Origin of the sequence: Mammaliicoccus sp. P-M58 (assembly GCF_022386165.1) — a bacterium.
In the GTDB taxonomy this organism is placed as follows: domain Bacteria; phylum Bacillota; class Bacilli; order Staphylococcales; family Staphylococcaceae; genus Mammaliicoccus; species Mammaliicoccus sciuri.
On the sequence record NZ_JAJNJI010000003.1, the window covers coordinates 217,779 to 238,524 of the forward strand.

At 32.8% G+C, this 20,746-nt stretch carries 23 protein-coding genes; 21 read left to right on the top strand and 2 right to left on the bottom strand.

Features of this window, described 5'->3' with window-relative positions; translation table 11 throughout:
• Positions 1 to 133: 133 nt before the first annotated feature.
• The 4 genes from LQ694_RS04870 to LQ694_RS04885 are packed head-to-tail and all read left to right on the top strand — an operon-like array spanning position 134 to position 2,841.
• Complete coding sequence (locus tag LQ694_RS04870; protein ID WP_201277906.1) at positions 134 to 733, top strand: CDP-alcohol phosphatidyltransferase family protein; 600 nt, start codon at positions 134 to 136, stop codon at positions 731 to 733.
• The gene (locus LQ694_RS04875) at positions 730 to 1,668 is read left to right on the top strand and encodes a phosphatidate cytidylyltransferase (protein WP_096792032.1); all 939 of its coding nucleotides are present in this window, start codon (positions 730 to 732) and stop codon (positions 1,666 to 1,668) included. The genes LQ694_RS04870 and LQ694_RS04875 overlap by 4 nt, the downstream gene beginning before the upstream one ends.
• Before the next feature lie 13 nt (positions 1,669 to 1,681).
• Complete coding sequence (locus tag LQ694_RS04880; RefSeq protein ID WP_058612684.1) at positions 1,682 to 2,311, top strand: lysophospholipid acyltransferase family protein; 630 nt, start codon at positions 1,682 to 1,684, stop codon at positions 2,309 to 2,311.
• Positions 2,305 to 2,841: a YqaA family protein gene (locus LQ694_RS04885; protein WP_058612683.1), complete on the top strand. Its 537-nt coding sequence runs from the start codon at positions 2,305 to 2,307 to the stop codon at positions 2,839 to 2,841. The genes LQ694_RS04880 and LQ694_RS04885 overlap by 7 nt, the downstream gene beginning before the upstream one ends.
• A 69-nt stretch (positions 2,842 to 2,910) precedes the next feature.
• Here the strand turns inward: LQ694_RS04885 and LQ694_RS04890 are convergent, their stop codons facing one another.
• Positions 2,911 to 4,509 (bottom strand): BCCT family transporter, encoded by a 1,599-nt coding sequence (locus LQ694_RS04890; RefSeq protein WP_058612682.1) that lies wholly within the window; start codon positions 4,507 to 4,509, stop codon positions 2,911 to 2,913.
• A gap of 152 nt (positions 4,510 to 4,661) precedes the next feature.
• Here LQ694_RS04890 and LQ694_RS04895 point away from each other — a divergent pair, with 152 nt between their 5' ends.
• The 3 genes from LQ694_RS04895 (at position 4,662) to LQ694_RS04905 (ending at position 7,889) form a co-directional block, all read left to right on the top strand.
• Positions 4,662 to 5,522 (top strand): GNAT family N-acetyltransferase, encoded by an 861-nt coding sequence (locus tag LQ694_RS04895; RefSeq protein WP_167811953.1) that lies wholly within the window; start codon positions 4,662 to 4,664, stop codon positions 5,520 to 5,522.
• Positions 5,523 to 5,626: 104 nt separating this feature from the next.
• Positions 5,627 to 6,142: a DNA-directed RNA polymerase subunit delta gene (gene rpoE, locus LQ694_RS04900; protein ID WP_048540943.1), complete on the top strand. Its 516-nt coding sequence runs from the start codon at positions 5,627 to 5,629 to the stop codon at positions 6,140 to 6,142.
• A gap of 145 nt (positions 6,143 to 6,287) precedes the next feature.
• Positions 6,288 to 7,889 carry a CTP synthase gene (locus tag LQ694_RS04905; protein WP_025904459.1) on the top strand — a complete coding sequence of 534 codons (1,602 nt, stop codon included), beginning with the start codon at positions 6,288 to 6,290 and terminating at the stop codon, positions 7,887 to 7,889.
• 311 nt (positions 7,890 to 8,200) lie between these two features.
• On the opposite strand, the gene LQ694_RS04910 is transcribed toward LQ694_RS04905, so the two are convergent.
• Complete coding sequence (locus LQ694_RS04910; RefSeq protein ID WP_070369145.1) at positions 8,201 to 8,728, bottom strand: DUF2529 family protein; 528 nt, start codon at positions 8,726 to 8,728, stop codon at positions 8,201 to 8,203.
• A gap of 60 nt (positions 8,729 to 8,788) precedes the next feature.
• On the opposite strand from LQ694_RS04910, the gene LQ694_RS04915 reads away from it, so the two are divergent.
• The 14 genes from LQ694_RS04915 (at position 8,789) to LQ694_RS04980 (ending at position 20,737) form a co-directional block, all read left to right on the top strand.
• The gene (locus LQ694_RS04915; RefSeq protein ID WP_058612678.1) at positions 8,789 to 9,142 is read left to right on the top strand and encodes a response regulator; all 354 of its coding nucleotides are present in this window, start codon (positions 8,789 to 8,791) and stop codon (positions 9,140 to 9,142) included.
• Positions 9,143 to 9,227: 85 nt separating this feature from the next.
• The gene (fdaB, locus tag LQ694_RS04920) at positions 9,228 to 10,085 is read left to right on the top strand and encodes a class IIb fructose-bisphosphate aldolase FdaB (protein ID WP_049320091.1); all 858 of its coding nucleotides are present in this window, start codon (positions 9,228 to 9,230) and stop codon (positions 10,083 to 10,085) included.
• A 273-nt stretch (positions 10,086 to 10,358) separates the two neighbouring features.
• Complete coding sequence (locus LQ694_RS04925; RefSeq protein WP_058612677.1) at positions 10,359 to 11,615, top strand: UDP-N-acetylglucosamine 1-carboxyvinyltransferase; 1,257 nt, start codon at positions 10,359 to 10,361, stop codon at positions 11,613 to 11,615.
• A gap of 72 nt (positions 11,616 to 11,687) precedes the next feature.
• Positions 11,688 to 12,017 carry a winged helix-turn-helix transcriptional regulator gene (locus LQ694_RS04930; protein ID WP_025904464.1) on the top strand — a complete coding sequence of 110 codons (330 nt, stop codon included), beginning with the start codon at positions 11,688 to 11,690 and terminating at the stop codon, positions 12,015 to 12,017.
• A 170-nt stretch (positions 12,018 to 12,187) separates the two neighbouring features.
• Positions 12,188 to 13,618: an aldehyde dehydrogenase family protein gene (locus tag LQ694_RS04935; RefSeq protein WP_065381667.1), complete on the top strand. Its 1,431-nt coding sequence runs from the start codon at positions 12,188 to 12,190 to the stop codon at positions 13,616 to 13,618.
• A 215-nt stretch (positions 13,619 to 13,833) separates the two neighbouring features.
• Positions 13,834 to 15,150, top strand: coding sequence for a transcription termination factor Rho (rho, locus tag LQ694_RS04940; protein ID WP_048540930.1), 1,317 nt, complete (start codon positions 13,834 to 13,836; stop codon positions 15,148 to 15,150).
• A gap of 109 nt (positions 15,151 to 15,259) precedes the next feature.
• Complete coding sequence (locus tag LQ694_RS04945; RefSeq protein ID WP_025904467.1) at positions 15,260 to 15,514, top strand: type B 50S ribosomal protein L31; 255 nt, start codon at positions 15,260 to 15,262, stop codon at positions 15,512 to 15,514.
• Between the two features lie 118 nt (positions 15,515 to 15,632).
• Positions 15,633 to 16,232: a thymidine kinase gene (locus tag LQ694_RS04950; protein ID WP_025904468.1), complete on the top strand. Its 600-nt coding sequence runs from the start codon at positions 15,633 to 15,635 to the stop codon at positions 16,230 to 16,232.
• A complete protein-coding gene (gene prfA, locus LQ694_RS04955) occupies positions 16,225 to 17,301 on the top strand; it encodes a peptide chain release factor 1 (protein WP_048540928.1) in 1,077 nt (358 codons plus the stop codon). The genes LQ694_RS04950 and prfA overlap by 8 nt, the downstream gene beginning before the upstream one ends.
• Positions 17,288 to 18,142: a peptide chain release factor N(5)-glutamine methyltransferase gene (gene prmC / locus LQ694_RS04960; protein WP_058612673.1), complete on the top strand. Its 855-nt coding sequence runs from the start codon at positions 17,288 to 17,290 to the stop codon at positions 18,140 to 18,142. The genes prfA and prmC overlap by 14 nt, the downstream gene beginning before the upstream one ends.
• Positions 18,143 to 18,232: 90 nt before the next feature.
• Positions 18,233 to 19,279: an L-threonylcarbamoyladenylate synthase gene (locus LQ694_RS04965; protein ID WP_065381666.1), complete on the top strand. Its 1,047-nt coding sequence runs from the start codon at positions 18,233 to 18,235 to the stop codon at positions 19,277 to 19,279.
• Positions 19,276 to 19,692, top strand: a complete 417-nt coding sequence (locus LQ694_RS04970; RefSeq protein WP_058612671.1) for a low molecular weight protein arginine phosphatase — start codon at positions 19,276 to 19,278, stop codon at positions 19,690 to 19,692. The genes LQ694_RS04965 and LQ694_RS04970 overlap by 4 nt, the downstream gene beginning before the upstream one ends.
• Positions 19,693 to 19,778: 86 nt before the next feature.
• A complete protein-coding gene (rpiB, locus tag LQ694_RS04975; RefSeq protein ID WP_065381664.1) occupies positions 19,779 to 20,216 on the top strand; it encodes a ribose 5-phosphate isomerase B in 438 nt (145 codons plus the stop codon).
• Positions 20,213 to 20,737: a TIGR01440 family protein gene (locus LQ694_RS04980; protein ID WP_231493103.1), complete on the top strand. Its 525-nt coding sequence runs from the start codon at positions 20,213 to 20,215 to the stop codon at positions 20,735 to 20,737. The genes rpiB and LQ694_RS04980 overlap by 4 nt, the downstream gene beginning before the upstream one ends.
• Positions 20,738 to 20,746 lie beyond the last annotated feature (9 nt).

Genomic DNA, 20,746 nt, shown 5'->3' on the forward strand with positions numbered 1-20,746 from the left:
TAATTATCGTTATTATACTATAAAAAATTGTATATGATAAATTAATGGTTTTTAGAAATATATTGTAAAAATTGTATAATTACATGATAAGATGATACCAAGTATAAATGAGGGAGGTTATTTTTTGATTAGCATGTACGAAATAAAGCCGAAATTTCAGCAACTGTTAATGCCTATCGTTGACTGGATGCGAAAAATTGGGATGACACCAAATCAAGTTACAATTTTAGCACTACTGCTTTCTATTATAACCGGGATTATTTTAAGTATATTTCATGATAACAAATGGATATTTATTTTAATGCCCATTGTGATGTTTGTGAGAATGGCTTTAAATGCAATTGATGGTGTAATGGCAAAAAAATATCAAATGAAATCTCATTTAGGGTTATTGTTGAATGAATTAGGGGATGTTATAAGTGATTTATTTCTTTTTATACCATTCGTGTTTATTGCTGAAGATTATGGAATAGGTATTATGTTGTTTATCAGTTTATCAATCATTAGTGAAATGGCTGGTGTAACTGTTCAAGTGATAGGTAGTTCAAGAAGATATGACGGTCCGATGGGTAAAAGTGACCGAGCATTTATTGTAGGTTTCATCAGTTTCTTGATTTTTGTTCATTTAAATATCATACCTTATTTACATTTTGTGTTTTATATTTGTTCAATACTCATGTTAATCAATATTTATAATCGAATAATAAATGGGTTGAAGGAGGTTAAATCATGAACTTAGGGAAGATATCTTCAGAAATGCTGATTGTTATGATTGGGGTATTTATCGTACTCGTATTATCCAGTTTGATTAGTATTTATTTAACGAAACGATATCCTGAAAAAGACTTCACTGAAATTAGATTAAGAATTAAATCATGGTGGAGTATGTGTATTATCTTTACAATCGCCTTAGTCATTCACTCTACTGTGTCATTGATTTTTCTTGGCTTACTTTGTTTTTTAGCTTTGAAAGAGTATTTTTCTCTAATACCTACGAATCGTAGTCATAGAGCTGTATTATTCTGGGCGTACTTATCTATACCGATTCAATTTACATTTATCTATTTTGGGTTTTATGGCATGTTTATTATTTTTATACCGGTATATATGTTCTTATTTATACCGATACAAGCTATATTGATAGGTGAAACAAAAGGGTTTTTACAATCAATGGGATCTGTACAATGGGGCATGATGTTGATGGTGTTTAGTTTAAGTCATTTAGCATACTTAATTGTCTTACCTGGCGAAAAAAGTTCAGTACCCGGTGCGAGCCTTGTTTTATTTTTAGTTATATTAACGCAAGCAAATGATGTGTTTCAATTTCTGTTTGGTAAAGCATTTGGTAAACACAAAATCGTACCTAAAGTGAGTCCCAATAAGACTTGGGAAGGTTTGGTTGGAGGGATTATTTCAACGACAATTCTATCGTTATGTTTAGCACCATTACTTACGCCATTCACATTATTAGGCATGATTGTAGCAGGTTTATATATTAGTATAATGGGATTTGTGGGAGATGTGAATATTTCAGCTTTAAAAAGAGATTTAAATATTAAAGATACTTCTCAAACAATACCTGGTCATGGCGGTATTTTGGATAGAGTAGATTCTCTAACGTACACAGCACCACTCTTCTTCCACTTTGTAAGGTTCTTTTACTTTTAAGGGGTGAACCGATATGTTAAGACTCATTATATTTACATGTATCATTAAGCCAATTATTTTAATTGTTTTAGGATTAAATATACGTAGACGAGAATGGTTACCTAAAAAAGGTCCTATTGTGATTATTGCCAATCATAATTCACATTTAGATACACTTGTACTACTTTCATTGTTTCAAGGAGAAGGGTTTAAGAAAGCACGACCTGTAGCAGCAGGTGATTATTTTCTAAAAAACAAACTATTAAAATGGTTTTCCGTGAATATTATGAGAATCATACCAATAGAGCGAAAAATGACGAGAGATATTAAAGGATTATTTGAACCAATTGTTGATGCTTTAGATGAAGGTAGTATTATTATCTTATATCCGGAGGGAAGTAGAGGAGAACCTGAAAAGTTATCAAAGTATAAATCGGGCATTTATTATTTAATGAGAGAACGACCAAACATTCCTATACAACCTTTGTTTCTACATGGTTTAGGAAAATCATTACCAAAAGGCTCAAAACTATTTGTACCATTCTTTGTTGATATTTTTGTAGGGCGTCCATTTTTATTTAATGAGAATAGAAAAGCATTTATGGATGAGCTTAATGAACGAATGAATGAACTCAGAAATGAAGGTGATTTTAAAGAATGGTAATCATATTTATATGGGCTTTTCTTGAAGCAATTGTTTTCTTTATTATCCCTGATGTTGCTTTAACTTATTATGCAATCATGCAAAAAAGTAAATTTAAATTATTATGTGCAAATTTGATTGCAATTATAGGTGCAGTTCTAGGTGGTATCATCGTTTACATTATTTCAATTCAACATTTGAACTTTGTTGAAATGATCATGATTAAGATTCCTGGTATTCATCCTTATATGATAGAACATGTGATACATTCATTAGAAGATAAAGGAGTGCTCGGATTAATAGAAGCACCTTTGTTTGGGGTTCCATATAAACTTTATGCAATGATGAGCTACCACGAAGGTATATCATTTATTGTATTTATACTCGTAAGTTTCATTGCAAGACTATTAAGATTTATATTAACGAGCTACCTAGCATATGTACTCAGTCATATTGTGTTTAAAAATGTTAATCGATATATCAAAATATTACTATGGTTAATCGTATGGATAATCGTCTATTGGGTATATTTTTCAATCCATTCGTTTTAAATTATGAAGTTACGACAATCAAAAAATGCACCATTCATTGATTTAAACAATGAATGGTGCATTTTTTAATTATTTTTCTTCTTCTTCACGTTCTTCTAATGACTTAGAGAAATCTGTGTCATCATCTATATAAGTCATTTTGAAATGTTTAGATGGTTCTCTACGTAATGCTTTCATAATAGAGAACATCATCAAGAATAGTATAAATGCGAATGGCAGTCCGGCTACGACAGAAGCGGTTTGTAAACTTTCTAAACCACCTGCTAATGTCATGGCAACTGAAATTGCACCAATTAATATTCCCCAAACTAATTTATACTTGAATGGCGGTACGATTGAACCTTTATCAGACATACTTGATAAGATAAAAGTAGTTGAATCCGCACTTGTAACAAGGAACAAGAAGATTAATATTATTGCTAGAATACTTGTTGCTTCGTAAAATGGGAAGTTAGATAATAGAGAGAATAGTGCAACTGTATAATCTCCTTTGACATCTTCCGCAATAGAAGCACCTTTATTAATAACTAAATACATGGCCGTTCCACCAAAAGTGGCAATCCAACTAAATGAAATAAGTGGTGGAATAATTAACACGCCAATTACAAATTCTCTTATCGTTCTACCTCTTGATACTCTGGCTACAAATCCTCCGATAAATGGAGACCAAGCAATAACCCATGCCCAATAGAACACAGTCCATTGTTGAATCCAAGAATTGTCGCCTTCATAAGGATTTAATCTTAAACTATATTGTACAAAGTTTGTAATATAGTCACCTATAGCAACTGTAAATGTTTCAAATATAAATTGTGTCGGTCCTAAAATAAGTATAAATATAAGTAAAGCAAAACAAATAAATATGTTAGCATTACTTAGCCATTTAACACCTTTATTAAGACCTGATGCTGCTGATCCAAGAAATAGTACGGTCATAATGACGGTGATGATAATTTTAGTCCAATTATTATTAGGAATATCAAAAACATGATGAAGTCCGCCGCCAATTTGCATTATACCGAGACCAATTGAAGTCGCAATACCCATGACTGTTGCGACTATCGCTAGGATATCGATAACATTTCTGAATGGTTTTTTATAAGTTTCACCAAATACAGGTTCCATTGCTGTAGATATTAAACCGTCTCTTCTTTTTCTAAATTGGAAGTAAGCTACTATAAGCCCTGCCATTGCAAAGATAGACCATTGTGAAATGCCCCAATGGAAAAATGTATAACCCATTGCAAGTCGAGCTGATTCTAATGTAGAGCCATCTACTTCATTTGGAAGTGGTGATTTTAAGTAATGTGTCATTGGTTCAGCTACACCCCAGAATACAATCCCGACACCGAGACCAGCAGAGAATAACATGCCGACCCATGATATAAATGAGAATTCTGGTTCTTCGTCGTCTCTACCGAGTTTAAATCGACCAAACCTTGTTATGGCTAACCCAATTAAAAAAATATCTAAAACGAATACGATGATTAAGAATAACCATCCTGTACTGTTCGATATAAATGTATATAATATATTAGCGTATTTACCAAAACCATTTGGAAAAATTCCAGCAATTAAAGTCACTAATAATATGATAGACATGGATACCCAAAATACTAATGTTGTCTTATTATTATGCCTGTCTGTATTTTCTTTTGACTGTTTCATTAATATCCCCCTTTAAATTATGCAGTCTTAATTCTATTACCCTCATCCAAATCAAACTAACATGTGTACGATAATTACGTTTTATAAGGTTCTTAATTGCGCAATGAATGTAAAATTCGTTATGATATATATAAACAAACGGGGGGATATCAATCATGAAAGCTAAATCATTCGGTGAAATCGTCATTAAACCATTTGAAGAACATATGAGAACGGCACTATATGATTTTGAATTAAATGAACGACAACAAATTTATTCTTCATTACCTAAAGAAGTGTTGGATGATGCTATCGAGGATCCTGATAGAAGACCTAATGTTGTTGTAAACGAACAAGACGACATAGTTGGTTTCTTTGTATTGCATAAGTATTATCAACACGAAGGTTATGATACACCGCATAATGTTGTTTATATACGTTCATTATCAATCAATGAAAAGTATCAAGGAAATGGGTATGGCACGACTATAATGATGAATTTACCTGAGTATGTTCAACATGTGTTCCCTGATTTTGATCATTTATATTTAGTAGTAGATGCTGAAAATGAGGCAGCATGGAATTTATATGAAAGAGCTGGCTTTATGCATACGGCTACAAAAGAAGAAGGTCCATTAGGTAAAGAACGATTATATTATTTAGATTTAGATTCAAAATATGTATCTTCATTGAAACTTGTATTAAATGAAGATGATTTAGATAATGAATTTGTCGATATACATTTAATGAAAGATAATCAAAAAGTAGGTATTATCGTATTAGAAGATAAAGATAACTATTTTGATATTCGTAGTATAGAAGTTGAAGAAGATGAAAGAAAAGAAGGTATCGCAGAGAGTGCTTTAAGACAGTTAAGTACTTTTGTTAGAAGAAGGTTTGAAGATAAGAAAGAAATACACATCACTTTATTCGGTTCAAACAATAAATTGAAACCGTTATGTGAGAAAGCACGATTTGTAGAAATACAAAAATCAGAGGACTATATTAAACTCATGAAATATATTAAGTATTAACTAACATTTGCTAAAAATCATCTTGTCAATTATAATCGTAAACTGTTATGATTATAAATATTAATGTGCGACAATAGTTCGATTGTTGAAAGGAAGAGTAAAGCATGAAATTAAAAGATTTCACAAAAGAAATGGTAGATGAGCATTCATTTATCGAAATGGCTTATATTTTATTAACAGAGAACGGTAAAGAAACAAACTTATATGATATGATAGACGAATTCAAAAGCTTAGGTAATTACACTGATTCAGAAATTGAGAATCGTATTTTACAATTTTATACGGACTTAAATACTGATGGACGCTTCTTAAGTGTGGGTGAGAATATTTGGGGACTTCGTGACTGGTATTCAGTTGACGATATCGAAGAAAAAATCGCACCAACAATTCAAAAATTCAATGTTCTAGATGAAGACGATGAAGCTGATTCAGAAATTTCATTATTAGGGGAAGAAGACAAAACTAAAGAACTTGATATTACAATTGATCAAGATGATGAAGAAGGTTTAAATGATCCTGAAGACCCTGAAGATGAAGAAGTAGAAGATGAATTAGATGAAGCTGGTCTTGTTGTAGATGAAGAAGACGAAGATGAGGAAGACGAAGAAGACGAATTTTAATTGACTTTTCTTTAAAAGATGGTAATATTTTATTTGGGCTCCTTTAAATAGGACAATCGTATAAATATAGCGCTCCCTCCTTACATTTTTAACAATGTAAGTGGGAGCGTTTTTTATTTTTTAAAAAATAAATGGAGGTACAAACATGACAAAGTTCATATTCGTAACAGGTGGCGTAGTATCGTCTCTTGGTAAAGGTATTACAGCAGCATCACTAGGGAGATTACTTAAAAATAGAGGATTAAATGTAACGATTCAAAAATTTGACCCATACTTAAATGTTGATCCAGGTACAATGAGTCCATATCAACATGGTGAAGTTTTTGTAACTGAAGATGGAGCAGAAACAGACTTAGATTTAGGACATTATGAAAGATTTATTGATATTAATCTTAATAAATATTCAAATGTAACAGCAGGTAAAGTTTATTCTCACGTACTTAAAAAAGAAAGACGTGGCGATTTCTTAGGTGGTACTGTCCAAGTTATTCCACATATTACAAATGAAATTAAATCAAGATTATTAATGGCTGGCGAAAGTACAAATGCTGATGTTGTCATTACTGAAATTGGTGGTACAACTGGTGATATTGAATCTTTACCATTTATAGAAGCAATTAGACAAATCAAGAGTGATCTTGGTCGTGAAAACGTTATGTACATCCATTGTACGTTACTTCCATACATTAAAGCTGCTGGTGAAATGAAGACTAAACCAACACAACATAGTGTTAAAGAATTAAGAGGTTTAGGTATTCAACCAGATTTAATTGTGGTACGTACTGAATATGAAATGACTCAAGATTTAAGAGATAAAATTGCATTATTCTGTGATATTAACAAACGTGCAGTCATTGAATGTAGAGATGCTGATACGTTATATCAAATTCCATTAGCATTAAAAGAACAACATATGGATGATATCGTCATTGAAAGATTAGACTTAGAAGCTGCACCAGAAGCGGAATTAACAGAGTGGAACCAATTATTAGACACTGTTCGTAATTTAGAAGGTTCAGTGAAAATTGGTTTAGTAGGTAAATATGTTAGTTTACAAGATGCATACTTATCAGTTGCAGAAGCATTAAAACATGCTGGTTATGATTTTAAATCAGATGTTGAAATTAAATGGATTGACTCTGAAAAATTAAACGAAACAAACTATCAAAAAGAACTTGCAGATGTAGATGGTATTTTAGTACCTGGTGGATTCGGAGATAGAGGTGTAGAAGGTAAGATATTAGCAATTCAATATGCACGTGAAAATAACGTACCATACTTAGGTATTTGTTTAGGTATGCAATTAGCAACAGTAGAATTTGCTAGAAACGTAGTTGGATTAAACGATGCACATTCAGCTGAATTAGATCCAAACACACCATACCCAATTATCGATTTATTACCAGAACAAAAAGACATCGAAGATTTAGGCGGAACATTAAGATTAGGTGTTTACCCATGTAAAATTGAAGAAGGTACAATTGCACATAAAGTCTATGGTGAATTAGAAGTAGACGAAAGACACCGTCACCGTTATGAATTTAATAATGAATATCGCGAAAGATTAGAAGAAAAAGGTATGAAATTCTCAGGAACAAGCCCAGATGGTAGATTAGTAGAAATCGTAGAATTAGAAAATCACCCATGGTTTGTAGCATGTCAATTCCATCCAGAATTCTTATCTAGACCAACACGTCCACAAAAATTATTCAGAGGATTTGTAGAAGCAAGTATTCAAAATAAATAATATATATAAAGCGCCCTTTATCCTAATACTTTTTCAAGTATTTAAGATAGAGGGCACTTTTTTGTATGAATATATGTGTGTGGGATATTAAGTGCTGCGTTGTGAACATTTTTGGGTAAACTTGTTCGTAACGAGTGTGTTGTGAACACTTTTGGGTAAACTTGTTTATAAAGGGTACGTTGTGAACACTTTCAGCCAAACTTGTTTATAACAGGCGCGTTAATTACAAAACTCTGTCGAATTGTAACTAAGAGCCCCGTTATTCAAAAATTATCCAACTACTCCCATTATCACAACCTATTTAGCTATTACTAGATTTCTTCATTTAAATCTTGTGTAATCTCGTGCATTTCAGCAAACATGATATAATATATATAATTTAAAGCCATAAGATGTGGGGTAATAATTTTACTGTAATCAGCGGTTGGAACGATTGCTCTTGGTGTTGATAAGTCAATATAATGCATAAGTGCTTCATGTGTTTTATTGTCTTTATCTTTATTAGCTATTACGACAAAATCTATATCATATTCGTTTAATTTTGTAATCCATTCGTTGAGTTCTTCAGTAAAGGAAGTTCCGGCTAATAATACACGGTCAGTTGAGTCGATCTTTTTGATTTCATCTAAAGTATTGAGTGTTTCTGAATGTGGTAAGCTTTCGTTACTGACAGTCATAAATGCTTGAAAATAATTGATTTCGTCGAAAGTTTTAATGCGTATTTTGCCTTCACCGTTTGCTGCTTGCATAAGCAGTTGTGATGCAATTTCAATTTCTTCAATTTGGGCATCTATTTTACTAAATATGCCGTTTAATTGTGTATTAAATATTTTAAGCAATTTGTATTCTCCTTATTAACGTCATTAAATTTATTTTATAGAAAATGTGGGGTATCTTCAATGGATGTACTTATTATAGATGATGAAAAGAATATTAGACAATTATTAAAAGAAATTATGGAATTAAATCATTTTAATGTAGATACTGCTAAAAATGGAGCGGATGGCATTGAATTATTTCATAAAAATACTTATAAACTGATTTTTATAGATAAAAGAATGCCTGGAATTTCTGGGGAAGAAGTGTTTGCTGAAATTAGAAAATCTGATAAAAATATACCAGTTTATATCATTTCAGCATTTCAATCAACTACCGAGTTAGAAGTTTTAAAAAAAGGAAATATTACAGGCGTGCTAATGAAGCCGTTTACAATTGAAGAAGTTATGAAAATTGTAAGAAAACATTTAGGATAGGGCTTTCAAAAGGTGCATATGTTCACAAAGTTTGATATAATAATTTTGTAAATAATTCGTGCCTTGCACATTAGGAGGAAACTCAATGCCTTTAGTTTCAATGAAAGAAATGTTAATTAAAGCAAAAGAAAATGGTTATGCTGTTGGTCAATACAACATCAATAACTTAGAATTTACACAAGCTATTCTTCAAGCTTCACAAGAAGAAAATGCTCCTGTTATCCTTGGTGTATCTGAAGGAGCTGGACGTTATATCGGTGGTTTCAAAACTGTCGTTAAAATCGTTGAAGGTTTAATTGAAGATTACAACATTACAATTCCAGTTGCTATTCACCTTGACCACGGTTCAAGTTTCGAAAAATGTAAAGAAGCTATCGATGCTGGATTCACTTCAGTAATGATCGATGCATCTCACCACCCATTCGAAGAAAACATCGAAATTACTTCTAAAGTAGTTGAATATGCTCATGCTAACGGTGTTTCTGTTGAAGCTGAATTAGGAACTGTTGGTGGACAAGAAGATGACGTAGTTGCAGAAGGCGTTATCTATGCTGATCCTAAAGAATGTCAAGAATTAGTTGAAAGAACCGGTATTGATACTTTAGCACCTGCATTAGGTTCAGTGCACGGACCTTACAAAGGTGAACCAAACTTAGGTTTCAAAGAAATGGAAGAAATCGGTGCTTCAACTGGTTTACCATTAGTATTACACGGTGGTACTGGTATCCCAACTCACGATATCAAAAAAGCTATTACTTACGGTACAGCTAAAATCAACGTTAACACTGAAAACCAAATCGCATCTGCTAAAGCAGTTCGTGAAGTGTTAAACAACGACAGCGAAGTTTACGATCCACGTAAATATTTAGGACCTGCTCGTGAAGCAATTAAAGCAACAGTTAAAGGTAAAATCCAAGAATTTGGTACTTCTAACCAAGCTTAATTTAATTAAATTCAAACTACTACAAGCATCGTGCTTGTAGTAGTTTTTTCTGTTTTTGGAGAAAAATTGAATATTTATTCAATCCGTTTATTCAATTAATTTTAATGACAAAAATTTAAAATTTGATACTTCTTTTGTAGTAAATTATGTTATTTCTATTTACTTTTTATGTTTTTGCGTTTATCTTATTGAATAGTATATAATGGAAATAATTATCTATTCATGTTGAGAGAGTATGCATTCTCTAAGACGATGAAGTAAAGGAGTAAACATATGTCTCAAGAAGTTATAAAAATAAATGGTGGCAAAAAATTAAATGGTAAAGTGCAAATAAGCGGTGCTAAAAATAGTGCGGTTGCACTTATTCCAGCAAGTTTAATGGCGAATGATGTTGTGACATTAGATGGACTACCAGATATTTCAGATGTCAAAACTTTAATGAGCCTACTTGGTGATTTAAATATAAAAACAGAATTAAATGGTGATCAGCTTGTCGTTGATTCAAGCGATGCAGTGAATCTACCTTTACCTAACAATAAAGTACAATCTTTAAGAGCATCTTATTATATGATGGGTGCTATGCTCGGACGTTTTAAAAAATGTGTGATTGGTTTACCAGGTGGTTGTCCTTTAGGCCCTAGACCAATTGACCAACATATTAAAGGTTTTGAAGCACTCGGTGCAAAAGTAACAAACGAACAAGGTGCAATGTATTTAATTGCTGAAGAATTAGTTGGCGCTAAAATATTTATGGATGTTGTGAGTGTTGGTGCAACGATCAATATAATGTTGGCAGCTTCTTTAGCAAAAGGTAAAACAGTAATAGAAAACGCAGCGAAAGAACCAGAAATTGTTGATGTTGCGACATTATTAAATAATATGGGCGCTAAAATTAGAGGTGCAGGTACAGATACATTGAAAATTGAAGGTGTAGAATCCTTGCACGGTACAAAACATACAATTATTCCTGATAGAATAGAAGCAGGTACATACATGTGTGCAGCAGCAGCCATGGGTGAAGAAGTGTACATCGAAAATATCATTCCATTACATTTAGAACCATTAATCGCTAAATTAAGAGAAATGGGTACTGAAATCGATTTAGGTGAAGATTCAGTTGTCATTAAAGGTAAAGATGAATATAAACCAGTTGATATACAAACTGCTGTTTATCCTGGATTTGCAACAGATTTACAACAACCATTTACACCTTTATTATTAAAAGCAAATGGTCAAAGTAAAATAACAGAAACGATTTATCCAGCAAGATTTAAACATGTTGATGAATTGATTAGAATGGGTGCTAATGTGAATTTAGAAAACGGCACAGCTATTTATTACCCATCTAAATTGACAGGCGCAAGTGTAGCAGCAAGTGATTTAAGAGCAGGTGCATCTTTATTAATTGCTGGTTTAATCTCTGAAGGTGTCACAACTGTTTACAATGTTAAGCATATTTATAGAGGATATAGCGGTATTGTTGAAAAATTAAAAGCACTCGGTGCTGATATTTGGACTGAAACCGTATAACAAGTATAAAATATATACTTTGTATATAAAGTGTAGTATAATGGCAATATAGAAGTTAAAGAGGTGAGTAACATGGAAGTATGTCCTTATTTGGAAGAAACTTTTAAAGTAATAGGACGCAGTTGGAATGGTTTAATACTTAATTATTTGTCACGTTGTGATGAACGTTCGGCTCATTTTTCTGATATGAAAAGAGACTTAAGACGTATTACACCTAGAGCATTATCTCTTAAATTAACTGAATTAAGTGATTGGGGATTAGTTGAGAAGAAAGTTGTTACAACAACGCCTCTATCAGTTGAATATCATTTAACAACTAAAGGATACGAATTAGCACAAGCGCTTGTACCATTAGAAGAGTGGGCACAAAAAAATGTGGAATTGCAAGAAAATCATTCCTAAACGAATTGAATATTATAAAGTACCCGTCAATGCGATTAAACTCATTTCGTTGGCGGGTATTTTATTTGTTTAAAATTTAAATTATTCAATTCCCAAACAGATTATTTTAATTATGACTATCATCCATACTATAATAACCAATGTAACATATATAAAGGAGTAGATAATTCATGAGACAAGATATCAAGCAATATATAAATGGCGAATGGGTTGAAAGTCATAGTGGACAAACATTAGATGTTATAAACCCTGCTACAGAAGAAGTAATGGGTAAAATCGCTGCAGGTAACAAACAAGATGTTGATGACGCTGTAGCTGCCGCTAAAAAAGTGTACGTGAAATTTAGAAATACTTCTTTAGAAGAAAGAAAAGCTTTACTAGAAAGAATTGCAGATGAATACGAAAATAGAAAAAAAGATTTAATAGATGTTATGACGGATGAGCTTGGCTCACCAATTGAAAAATCAGAATCTGTTCATTTTCAAATGGGCTTAAATCATTTTAGAGAAGCAAGTAAAGCGATCGATTCAATTCAATTTGAAGAACGTCGTGGTGATGATTTAGTTATTAAAGAAGCTATCGGTGTTTCTGGATTAGTAACGCCATGGAACTTCCCAACTAACCAAACATCATTAAAATTAGCTGGTGCATTTGCTGCAGGTTCACCTGTAGTCTTAAAACCATCTGAAGAAACACCATTTGCTGCGATTATTTTAGCTGAAATATTTGAAAAAGCTGGCGTGCCTAAAGGTGTGTTTAACTTAGTAAATGGTGATGGCCAAAGTGTTGGTGATCCATTAAGTTCACATCCTGATGTACGTATGATGTCATTTACGGGTTCAGGTCCAACTGGTAGAAAAATCATGGAAAACTCAGCTAAAGACTTCAAAAAAGTATCATTAGAGCTAGGTGGTAAATCACCATTAGTAGTCTTAGATGACGTTGATATCGAAGAAGCAGCTAAAGGTGCAGTTGCTAAATTCGTACAAAATACTGGTCAAGTTTGTACTGCAGGTACACGTACATTAGTACCAGAAAGTATTAAAGATGAATTTATCGCAGCAGCTAAAAAAGCAATTGAAAATGTTAAAGTTGGTAATCCTAGAGAAGCTGGCCAAGATGCTGGTCCAGTTGTATCTAAAAAACAATTTGATACAGTTCAAAGCTATATTCAAAAAGGTATCGATGAAGGTGCAACATTATTACATGGTGGTGTTGGTAAACCAGACGGCCTTGAAAAAGGTTACTTCGTTAAACCAACATTATTTACTGATGTAACAAATGATATGACAATTGCTCAAGAAGAAATATTCGGTCCAGTAGGTACAATTATTACTTATAAAGACTTAGATGAAGCAATTGAAATTGCTAATGATACAATTTATGGTTTAGCAGCATATGTATATGGTAAAGATTTAGAACGTGTAAGAGAAGTTGCTAAAGCATTAGAAGCAGGTACTGTGGAAATTAATGATGCAGGTAGAAAACCTAATTTACCATTCGGTGGTTATAAACAATCAGGTATTGGTAGAGAATGGGGCGACTATGGAATTGAAGAATTCTTAGAAATTAAAGCAATTCCTGGTTATTTTAAAGAATAGTAAAATTACAAAATATAATATATTTTTGAGACTGGAACATTTCGGTGTTTCAGTCTTTTTGTATGATGGTTATTATTGTTTAAAAAAGTGAAATATTTTAACATAATTTATATATAACTTATTTTGTCATCTTCATAAAAAAATGCTATAGTTTAAAGGCAGATTATAAATCTGATAAAAATGAATGAGATTTTTAAGAAATGGGTGTCATAAAAATGGCTGAAAGAGTTAGAACAAGTCCTCAGTATGAATCGTTTCACGAATTATACAAGAACTATACAACTAAAGAATTAACATCAAAGGCAAAAGAACTGAGAATAACAAATTATAGTAAATTAAATAAAAAAGAACTTGTCTTAGCAATCATGGAAGCTCAAATGGAAAAAGACGGCAACTATTATATGGAAGGTATCTTAGATGATATTCAACCTGATGGTTATGGCTTTTTACGTACCGTTAACTATTCTAAAGGCGAAAAAGATATTTATATATCTGCTAGCCAAATTAGACGCTTTGAGATTAAAAAAGGTGACAAAGTAACTGGTAAAGTTAGAAAACCTAAAGAAAACGAAAAGTATTACGGATTGTTACAAGTTGACTTTGTAAATGATCAAAATGCAGAAGAAGTTAAAAAAAGACCACACTTTCAAGCGTTAACCCCTCTATACCCACAACAACGTATCCAATTAGAAACTACAAGTAAAAATTATTCAACTAGAATTATGGATTTAATTACGCCAATAGGTCTAGGACAACGTGGAATGATTGTAGCGCCACCTAAAGCTGGTAAGACATCATTACTTAAAGAAATTGCTAATGCTATCGCAATTAACCAACCAAAAGCGAAATTATTTGTATTATTAATTGGGGAACGTCCAGAAGAAGTAACGGATATTGAACGTTCTGTTGAACAAGCTGAAGTTGTTAACTCAACATTCGATGAGCCGCCAGAACATCATGTTAAAGTGGCTGAATTATTACTAGAAAGAGCTAAACGTCTTGTTGAAATTGGTGAAGACGTAATTATATTAATGGATTCATTAACAAGATTAGCAAGAGCATATAACTTAGTTGTGCCACCAAGTGGTAGAACATTATCTGGTGGTTTAGATCCAGCGTCCCTTCATAGACCTAAACATTTCTTCGGAGCTGCTAGAAATATTGAAGCGGGTGGCAGTTTAACAATTTTAGCGACTGCATTAGTTGAAACAGGTTCTCGTATGGACGATATGATTTATGAAGAATTTAAAGGTACAGGTAATATGGAACTTCATTTAGATCGTAAATTGTCTGAGAAGAGAGTGTTCCCTGCAATTGATATTAGAAGAAGTTCAACACGTAAAGAAGAATTGCTATTAGATAAAGAAGAACTTGAAATGATTTGGCAGTTACGTAATTTATTTACTGATTCAAATGATTTCTCTGAAAGATTTATTAGAAAGTTAAAACGCACGAATTCTAACGAAGAATTCTTTGAAGTTTTAAGAAAATCTATGGTCGATAGTGCCAAGACTGGTAAACCGATTATATAAATTTAAGGTTGCATTTTAATTCTTCAACATATATAATATGTAAGTATTGAGTGAATAAGTCACAAATAAACTCTGTTCCAGATGGTTCAGGGCAAAGGAGCTGAAAAAAATGAAACAAGGAATTCATCCAGAGTATAATAAAGTTATCTTTTTAGATACAACTACAGACTTCAAATTCTTAAGTGGTTCAACACGTACTTCAAATGAAACTATGGAATGGGAAGATGGAAACGAATACCCAGTTATCCGTTTAGATATCTCTTCAGATTCACATCCATTCTATACAGGACGTCAAAAATTCGCATCTGCGGATGGTCGTGTGGAACGCTTCAACAAAAAATTTGGTTTCAAATCAAACAACTAATTATGAAGCGAATCAAGCATCCTTTTATAAAGGGTGCTTTTTTTTGTAAAAATTAATAAATAAGTAAAAATAATATGATATAATTAAGCGATTATGTTGAAAAAGGTGGATAAGTAATATGTACGAAAATTACCATTCCGGATGGATAGAATGTATTTGCGGAAGTATGTTTAGTGGTAAGTCAGAAGAGCTTATAAGACGTCTGAGAAGAGGTTTATATGCGAAACAAAATGTAAAAGTATTTAAGCCATCTATTGATAATCGATATAGTGAAGAAGCTGTAGTATCTCATAATGGAAATCAACTTGATGCAATCAGCATAGAACATTCTAGTCAAATATTAAAATATGATTTACAAGGCATCGATATTATTGGAATAGATGAAGTCCAATTTTTTGATAATGAAATCGTAAGCGTAGCACAAAAGTTAGCAGAAGAAGGCTATCGAGTTGTTGTAGCTGGATTAGATATGGACTTTAAAGGTGTGCCATTCGAACCAATGCCTGAAATGATGGCAGTTGCGGAAATTGTTACGAAATTACAAGCGGTATGTGCAGTATGTGGATCTCCATCAAGTCGAACGCAAAGACTTATAAATGGTGAACCAGCACATATTGATGACCCGATTATATTAGTTGGGGCAGACGAAAGTTATGAACCAAGATGTAGAGATCATCATATAATTAGAACTGAAATAAGGAGTGATATAAATGTTTGATCAATTAGAAATTGTTGAAAATAGATATGAACAATTAAATGAATTACTTAGTGATCCAGATGTCGTTTCGGATACAGACAAGCTAAGAAAATATTCAAAAGAACAATCTGACTTACAAAAGACAGTTGATGTATATAGAACTTATAAATCTGTTAAAGGTGATATTGAAGATGCTAAATTAATGTTAAACGAAACAACAGATAAAGAAGAACAAGATATGTTGAAAGAAGAAATTAATAGTCTTACTAAACGTGTACCTGAATTAGAATCTGAATTAAAATTCCTACTTATTCCTAAAGACCCTAACGATGATAAGAACGTTATTATGGAAATTCGTGGCGCAGCAGGTGGAGATGAAGCGGCTATTTTCGCAGGCGATTTATTCAGAATGTATTCAAGATTTGCTGAAGCACATGGCTACAAAATTGACGTTGTTGAAGAGAATATTAGTGACCATGGTGGCTATAAAGAAGTCAGCTTTTCTATTCAAGGAAACGGTGCATTCAGTAAACTTAAATATGAAAATGGCGCACACCGTGTACAACGTGTACCAGAAACTGAATCAGGTGGACGTATTCATACTTCTACAGCAACAGTTGCAGTATTACCTGAAGCTGAAGATGTTGAAATTGATATTAGATCTGAAGATTTAAAAATCGAAACATACCGTTCTAGTGGGTCCGGTGGTCAGCACGTCAATACTACAGACTCAGCTGTACGTATTACACATTTACCAACTGGTATTGTTGCGACATCATCTGAAAAATCTCAAATTAAGAACCGTGAAAAAGCATTTAAAGTATTGAAAGCCAGAGTTTACGATATGATGGTTCAAGAAGAAAATGCTAAATATGCTGAAAAAAGAAAGTCAGCTGTTGGTACAGGAGATCGTTCAGAAAGAATTAGAACGTATAACTATCCTCAAAACAGAGTAACTGACCATCGTATAGGATTAACTTTACAGAAGTTAGATCAAATTATGGAAGGTAAAGTTGACGAAATTATCGATGCATTAACGTTGCATGAACAAACGGAAAAATTGGAAGAATTGAATAATGGCCAATTATAATTTTCAACAGTTACTAAATGAAACTTATGATGGATTATCAGCACGAGGGTTTGAAACCTCTCGTGCTGATTGGTTATTAGAGGATATTTCGGGTATGTCTAGAACGCAAATTGCCATGAATTTAAATCAAGATGTACCTTCTAATATTTTGGATGCTTATTTAAATAGTAGAGAACGTATGTATGAAGGTGAGCCCGTACAATATATTGCAGGTTTCGCAGAATTTTATGGTAGAAAGTTCAAAGTGAACCAACATGTATTAATACCTAGACCAGAAACAGAAGAACTTGTCTATCAAACATTACAAATGATTCAGAACAAGCAAGTAGTCGTATGTGACATAGGAACAGGTACAGGTGCTATTGCGATCACGCTGAAAAAAGAGCGACCTGATTTATCTGTTATCGCGACTGATATTAGTGAAGAAGCACTATCAATTGCCAAAACAAATGCATCAACACTTGAAGCACCGATAGAATTTCTAAAGGGTAAATCTTTAGAACCATTGATTAATGAAAATATTAAAGTGGATGTACTCGTCTCAAATCCACCTTATATTTCGAATGAAGAACAAAAAGAAATGTCTGATACTGTCTTAAATTATGAACCACATTTGGCTTTATTTGCTGAAGATGATGGCTTGGCGATATATAAAGATATTATTCTAAATTTAGAACACGTTATGTTGGATAATGGAATCGTCATTTTTGAAATTGGCCATTTGCAAGGTGAGCTATTAAAAGACTTTATTGAAAACCATTTGAATGTTGAAGATGTAAAAATCATTCAAGATATAAATCAAAACAATCGTATGATACAATTTAATTGGAATAATCAATAGAAGTTATGCACATTTAACGGGAGTTATCCACGTTGTGTGGATAACTTTTGTTTTAATACAATAAATGCTTTAAAGAAGGGAAGAAATGCATTGGAAACAAATGTTTGGGATGTGCGTAAGTATGTTCATAACTTACAAAGTTATCCACAAATCGATGAGATTATTGCAGGATATCATCAAAATAAATTGATTGCTTTACCAACTGAAACGGTATATGGATTAGGTGCTAATGCAAAAGATGAAGAAGCAGTTAAAGAAATATATGTAGCAAAAGGTAGACCGTCTGATAATCCGCTTATTGTACATATACATGATAAATCTCAATTAAATGACTTCACCCAAAATATATCTAAAGAAACTGAAATTTTAATGGATGCTTTTTGGCCAGGACCCATTTCTTTTATTGTGCCTTATAAGTCAGGAATTTTAAGTGATCGTGTTACGGGTGGATTGCAGTCTGTAGCTGTTCGCATGCCAAGTCATCATGTCGGTAGAGCAGTTCTACAATTAACCAATTTACCGATTGCAGCACCAAGTGCAAATATAAGTGGACGACCTTCACCAACTAAATTTGAACATGTTAAACATGACTTGGATGGAAGAATATATGGCATCATTCAAGCAGAAGATATTGATGAAGGTATAGAAAGTACTGTAATAGATTGTACGAGTTATCCATTTAAAATTGCACGACCTGGTTCAATAACAATAGAGATGATTAATAAAGTGTTGCCAAACAGTATTATTAACGAAAAGTTAGATCTGGAAAAACCAATTGCGCCAGGTATGAAATATAAACATTATGCACCCACGCAACCTGTAACATTAATAGAAGGTGGTATTACAAAACAAATGAGTTTGTCTGATGATATTTCTAAAAAGATAGCAGTAATAGGTCCTAAAAGTATTGAGCCATTAATCTCAGAACAAATGACTTTTATACCGCTTGGTAGAGATGTTTCAGATATTAAAGGTGCGCATCACGATTTGTATGATGCTTTGCGAATAGCAGATCAGCTTACAAATATTGATGAAATTTATATAAGTGGCTACGAAAGAAATGACGATACCATCGCATTAATGAACAGAATTGATAAAGCGAGTGGTCACAATATTAAAGGAGAAGATGAATTGTGAAAATAGTTTTTGTATGTACAGGAAATACTTGTAGAAGTCCATTGGCTGAAGCGATAGCCAAAGATATTAAACCTGAATATAATATTCAATCTAGAGGGATTTCAGCTTTTGATGGTACACCAATATCTCCACAATCAATGGATATCATCTTTAAAAATGATTTGCCGATACCTGATACTGCTAAACAATTTTCTGAGCAAGATTTAGATGCTGATATTATCTTAACTATGACAGAATCTCATAAAATGATTCTAGAATCGCAATATACACATCACAACATTCATTCAATAAAACAATACGTAAGAGGCGAAAAAGGAGATGTCTCAGATCCCTTTGGACAGTCCCAAATCATTTATCAAAATACTTACGAAGAATTGAGAGCACTAATTGAAGATTTATTACAAAGTAATTAAGAATTCAAATAATTTGCAGAATTGCTATAACAGACATAAAAAATAAGTTATAATATTATAGTATAAACAAATTGGGAGGTGGGAAGATGAAAGTAGCTATTGCAGCAGACCATGGTGGCTATGAATACAAAGAAGCAATCAAACAATTACTTGATGAAATGAACATTGAATATAAAGATTTTGGTACACATAAAGGTGAGTCGGTAGATTATCCAGATTATGCAAGACCAGTATCTGAAAGTGTTGCTGATGGAACGTTTGATAAAGGAATTTTGATTTGTGGAACTGGAATTGGTATGTCTATCGCTTCAAATAAAGTAAAGGGGATTCGTTGTGCACTTGTGCATGATGTTTTTACTGCTGAAGTGACGAGACAACATAACGATTCTAATGTATTAGCAATGGGCCAACGTGTTATAGGTGAAGGTTTAGCACTTCTCATCGTCAAGACTTGGTTGACAAATGAGTTCGAAGGCGGTAGGCACCAAAGACGTATAGACAAGATTGAAGGCGGTTGTTCATGAAAGAAGATTTAAAACAATTGTTGAATGAACTGAAGTCTATTGATTTCTTTAACAATCAAGAACTATGCATCATTGGGTGTTCAACATCAGAAGTTAAAGGTTCAAATATAGGTTCAGATGGTTCGATTGATGTCGCTAAGGTTATTTATGAAAGTCTTGATTTTATACATAAAGAGACAGGTGTTCACTTTGCGTTTCAAGGTTGCGAACATATTAACCGTGCAATAACAATCGAGCGAGAAATATTTGATCCTTATACAATGACTGAAGTTTCTGTTGTGCCACAAGCCAATGCTGGAGGTAGTTTGTCAACTTATGCATACCAACATATGACAGACCCAATAGTTGTTGAACATATTCAATGCGATAAAGGTATTGATATTGGTCAAACGCTAATTGGTATGCATTTAAAGCACGTCGCAGTACCTGTATCAATTGAAGCTAAGCGCATTGGAGAAGCTATTGTTACAATAGCTAAGAGTCGTCCTAAATTAATAGGCGGCGAAAGAGCAAAGTATTAAATTCTTAAA

Bases quoted from the DNA above. Each gene is read 5' to 3' on its own strand.
- rpiB (WP_065381664.1), top strand. From the start codon at position 19,779: ATGAAAGTAGCTATTGCAGCAGACCATGGTGGCTATGAATACAAAGAA.
- LQ694_RS04885 (WP_058612683.1), top strand. From the start codon at position 2,305: ATGGTAATCATATTTATATGGGCTTTTCTTGAAGCAATTGTTTTCTTT.
- fdaB (WP_049320091.1), top strand. From the start codon at position 9,228: ATGCCTTTAGTTTCAATGAAAGAAATGTTAATTAAAGCAAAAGAAAAT.
- LQ694_RS04905 (WP_025904459.1), top strand. From the start codon at position 6,288: ATGACAAAGTTCATATTCGTAACAGGTGGCGTAGTATCGTCTCTTGGT.
- LQ694_RS04980 (WP_231493103.1), top strand. From the start codon at position 20,213: ATGAAAGAAGATTTAAAACAATTGTTGAATGAACTGAAGTCTATTGAT.
- rpoE (WP_048540943.1), top strand. From the start codon at position 5,627: ATGAAATTAAAAGATTTCACAAAAGAAATGGTAGATGAGCATTCATTT.
- LQ694_RS04870 (WP_201277906.1), top strand. From the start codon at position 134: ATGTACGAAATAAAGCCGAAATTTCAGCAACTGTTAATGCCTATCGTT.
- LQ694_RS04880 (WP_058612684.1), top strand. From the start codon at position 1,682: ATGTTAAGACTCATTATATTTACATGTATCATTAAGCCAATTATTTTA.
- LQ694_RS04915 (WP_058612678.1), top strand. From the start codon at position 8,789: ATGGATGTACTTATTATAGATGATGAAAAGAATATTAGACAATTATTA.
- rho (WP_048540930.1), top strand. From the start codon at position 13,834: ATGGCTGAAAGAGTTAGAACAAGTCCTCAGTATGAATCGTTTCACGAA.
- LQ694_RS04935 (WP_065381667.1), top strand. From the start codon at position 12,188: ATGAGACAAGATATCAAGCAATATATAAATGGCGAATGGGTTGAAAGT.
- LQ694_RS04890 (WP_058612682.1), bottom strand. From the start codon at position 4,509: ATGAAACAGTCAAAAGAAAATACAGACAGGCATAATAATAAGACAACA.
- LQ694_RS04930 (WP_025904464.1), top strand. From the start codon at position 11,688: ATGGAAGTATGTCCTTATTTGGAAGAAACTTTTAAAGTAATAGGACGC.
- prfA (WP_048540928.1), top strand. From the start codon at position 16,225: ATGTTTGATCAATTAGAAATTGTTGAAAATAGATATGAACAATTAAAT.
- LQ694_RS04875 (WP_096792032.1), top strand. From the start codon at position 730: ATGAACTTAGGGAAGATATCTTCAGAAATGCTGATTGTTATGATTGGG.
- LQ694_RS04945 (WP_025904467.1), top strand. From the start codon at position 15,260: ATGAAACAAGGAATTCATCCAGAGTATAATAAAGTTATCTTTTTAGAT.
- LQ694_RS04925 (WP_058612677.1), top strand. From the start codon at position 10,359: ATGTCTCAAGAAGTTATAAAAATAAATGGTGGCAAAAAATTAAATGGT.
- prmC (WP_058612673.1), top strand. From the start codon at position 17,288: ATGGCCAATTATAATTTTCAACAGTTACTAAATGAAACTTATGATGGA.
- LQ694_RS04950 (WP_025904468.1), top strand. From the start codon at position 15,633: ATGTACGAAAATTACCATTCCGGATGGATAGAATGTATTTGCGGAAGT.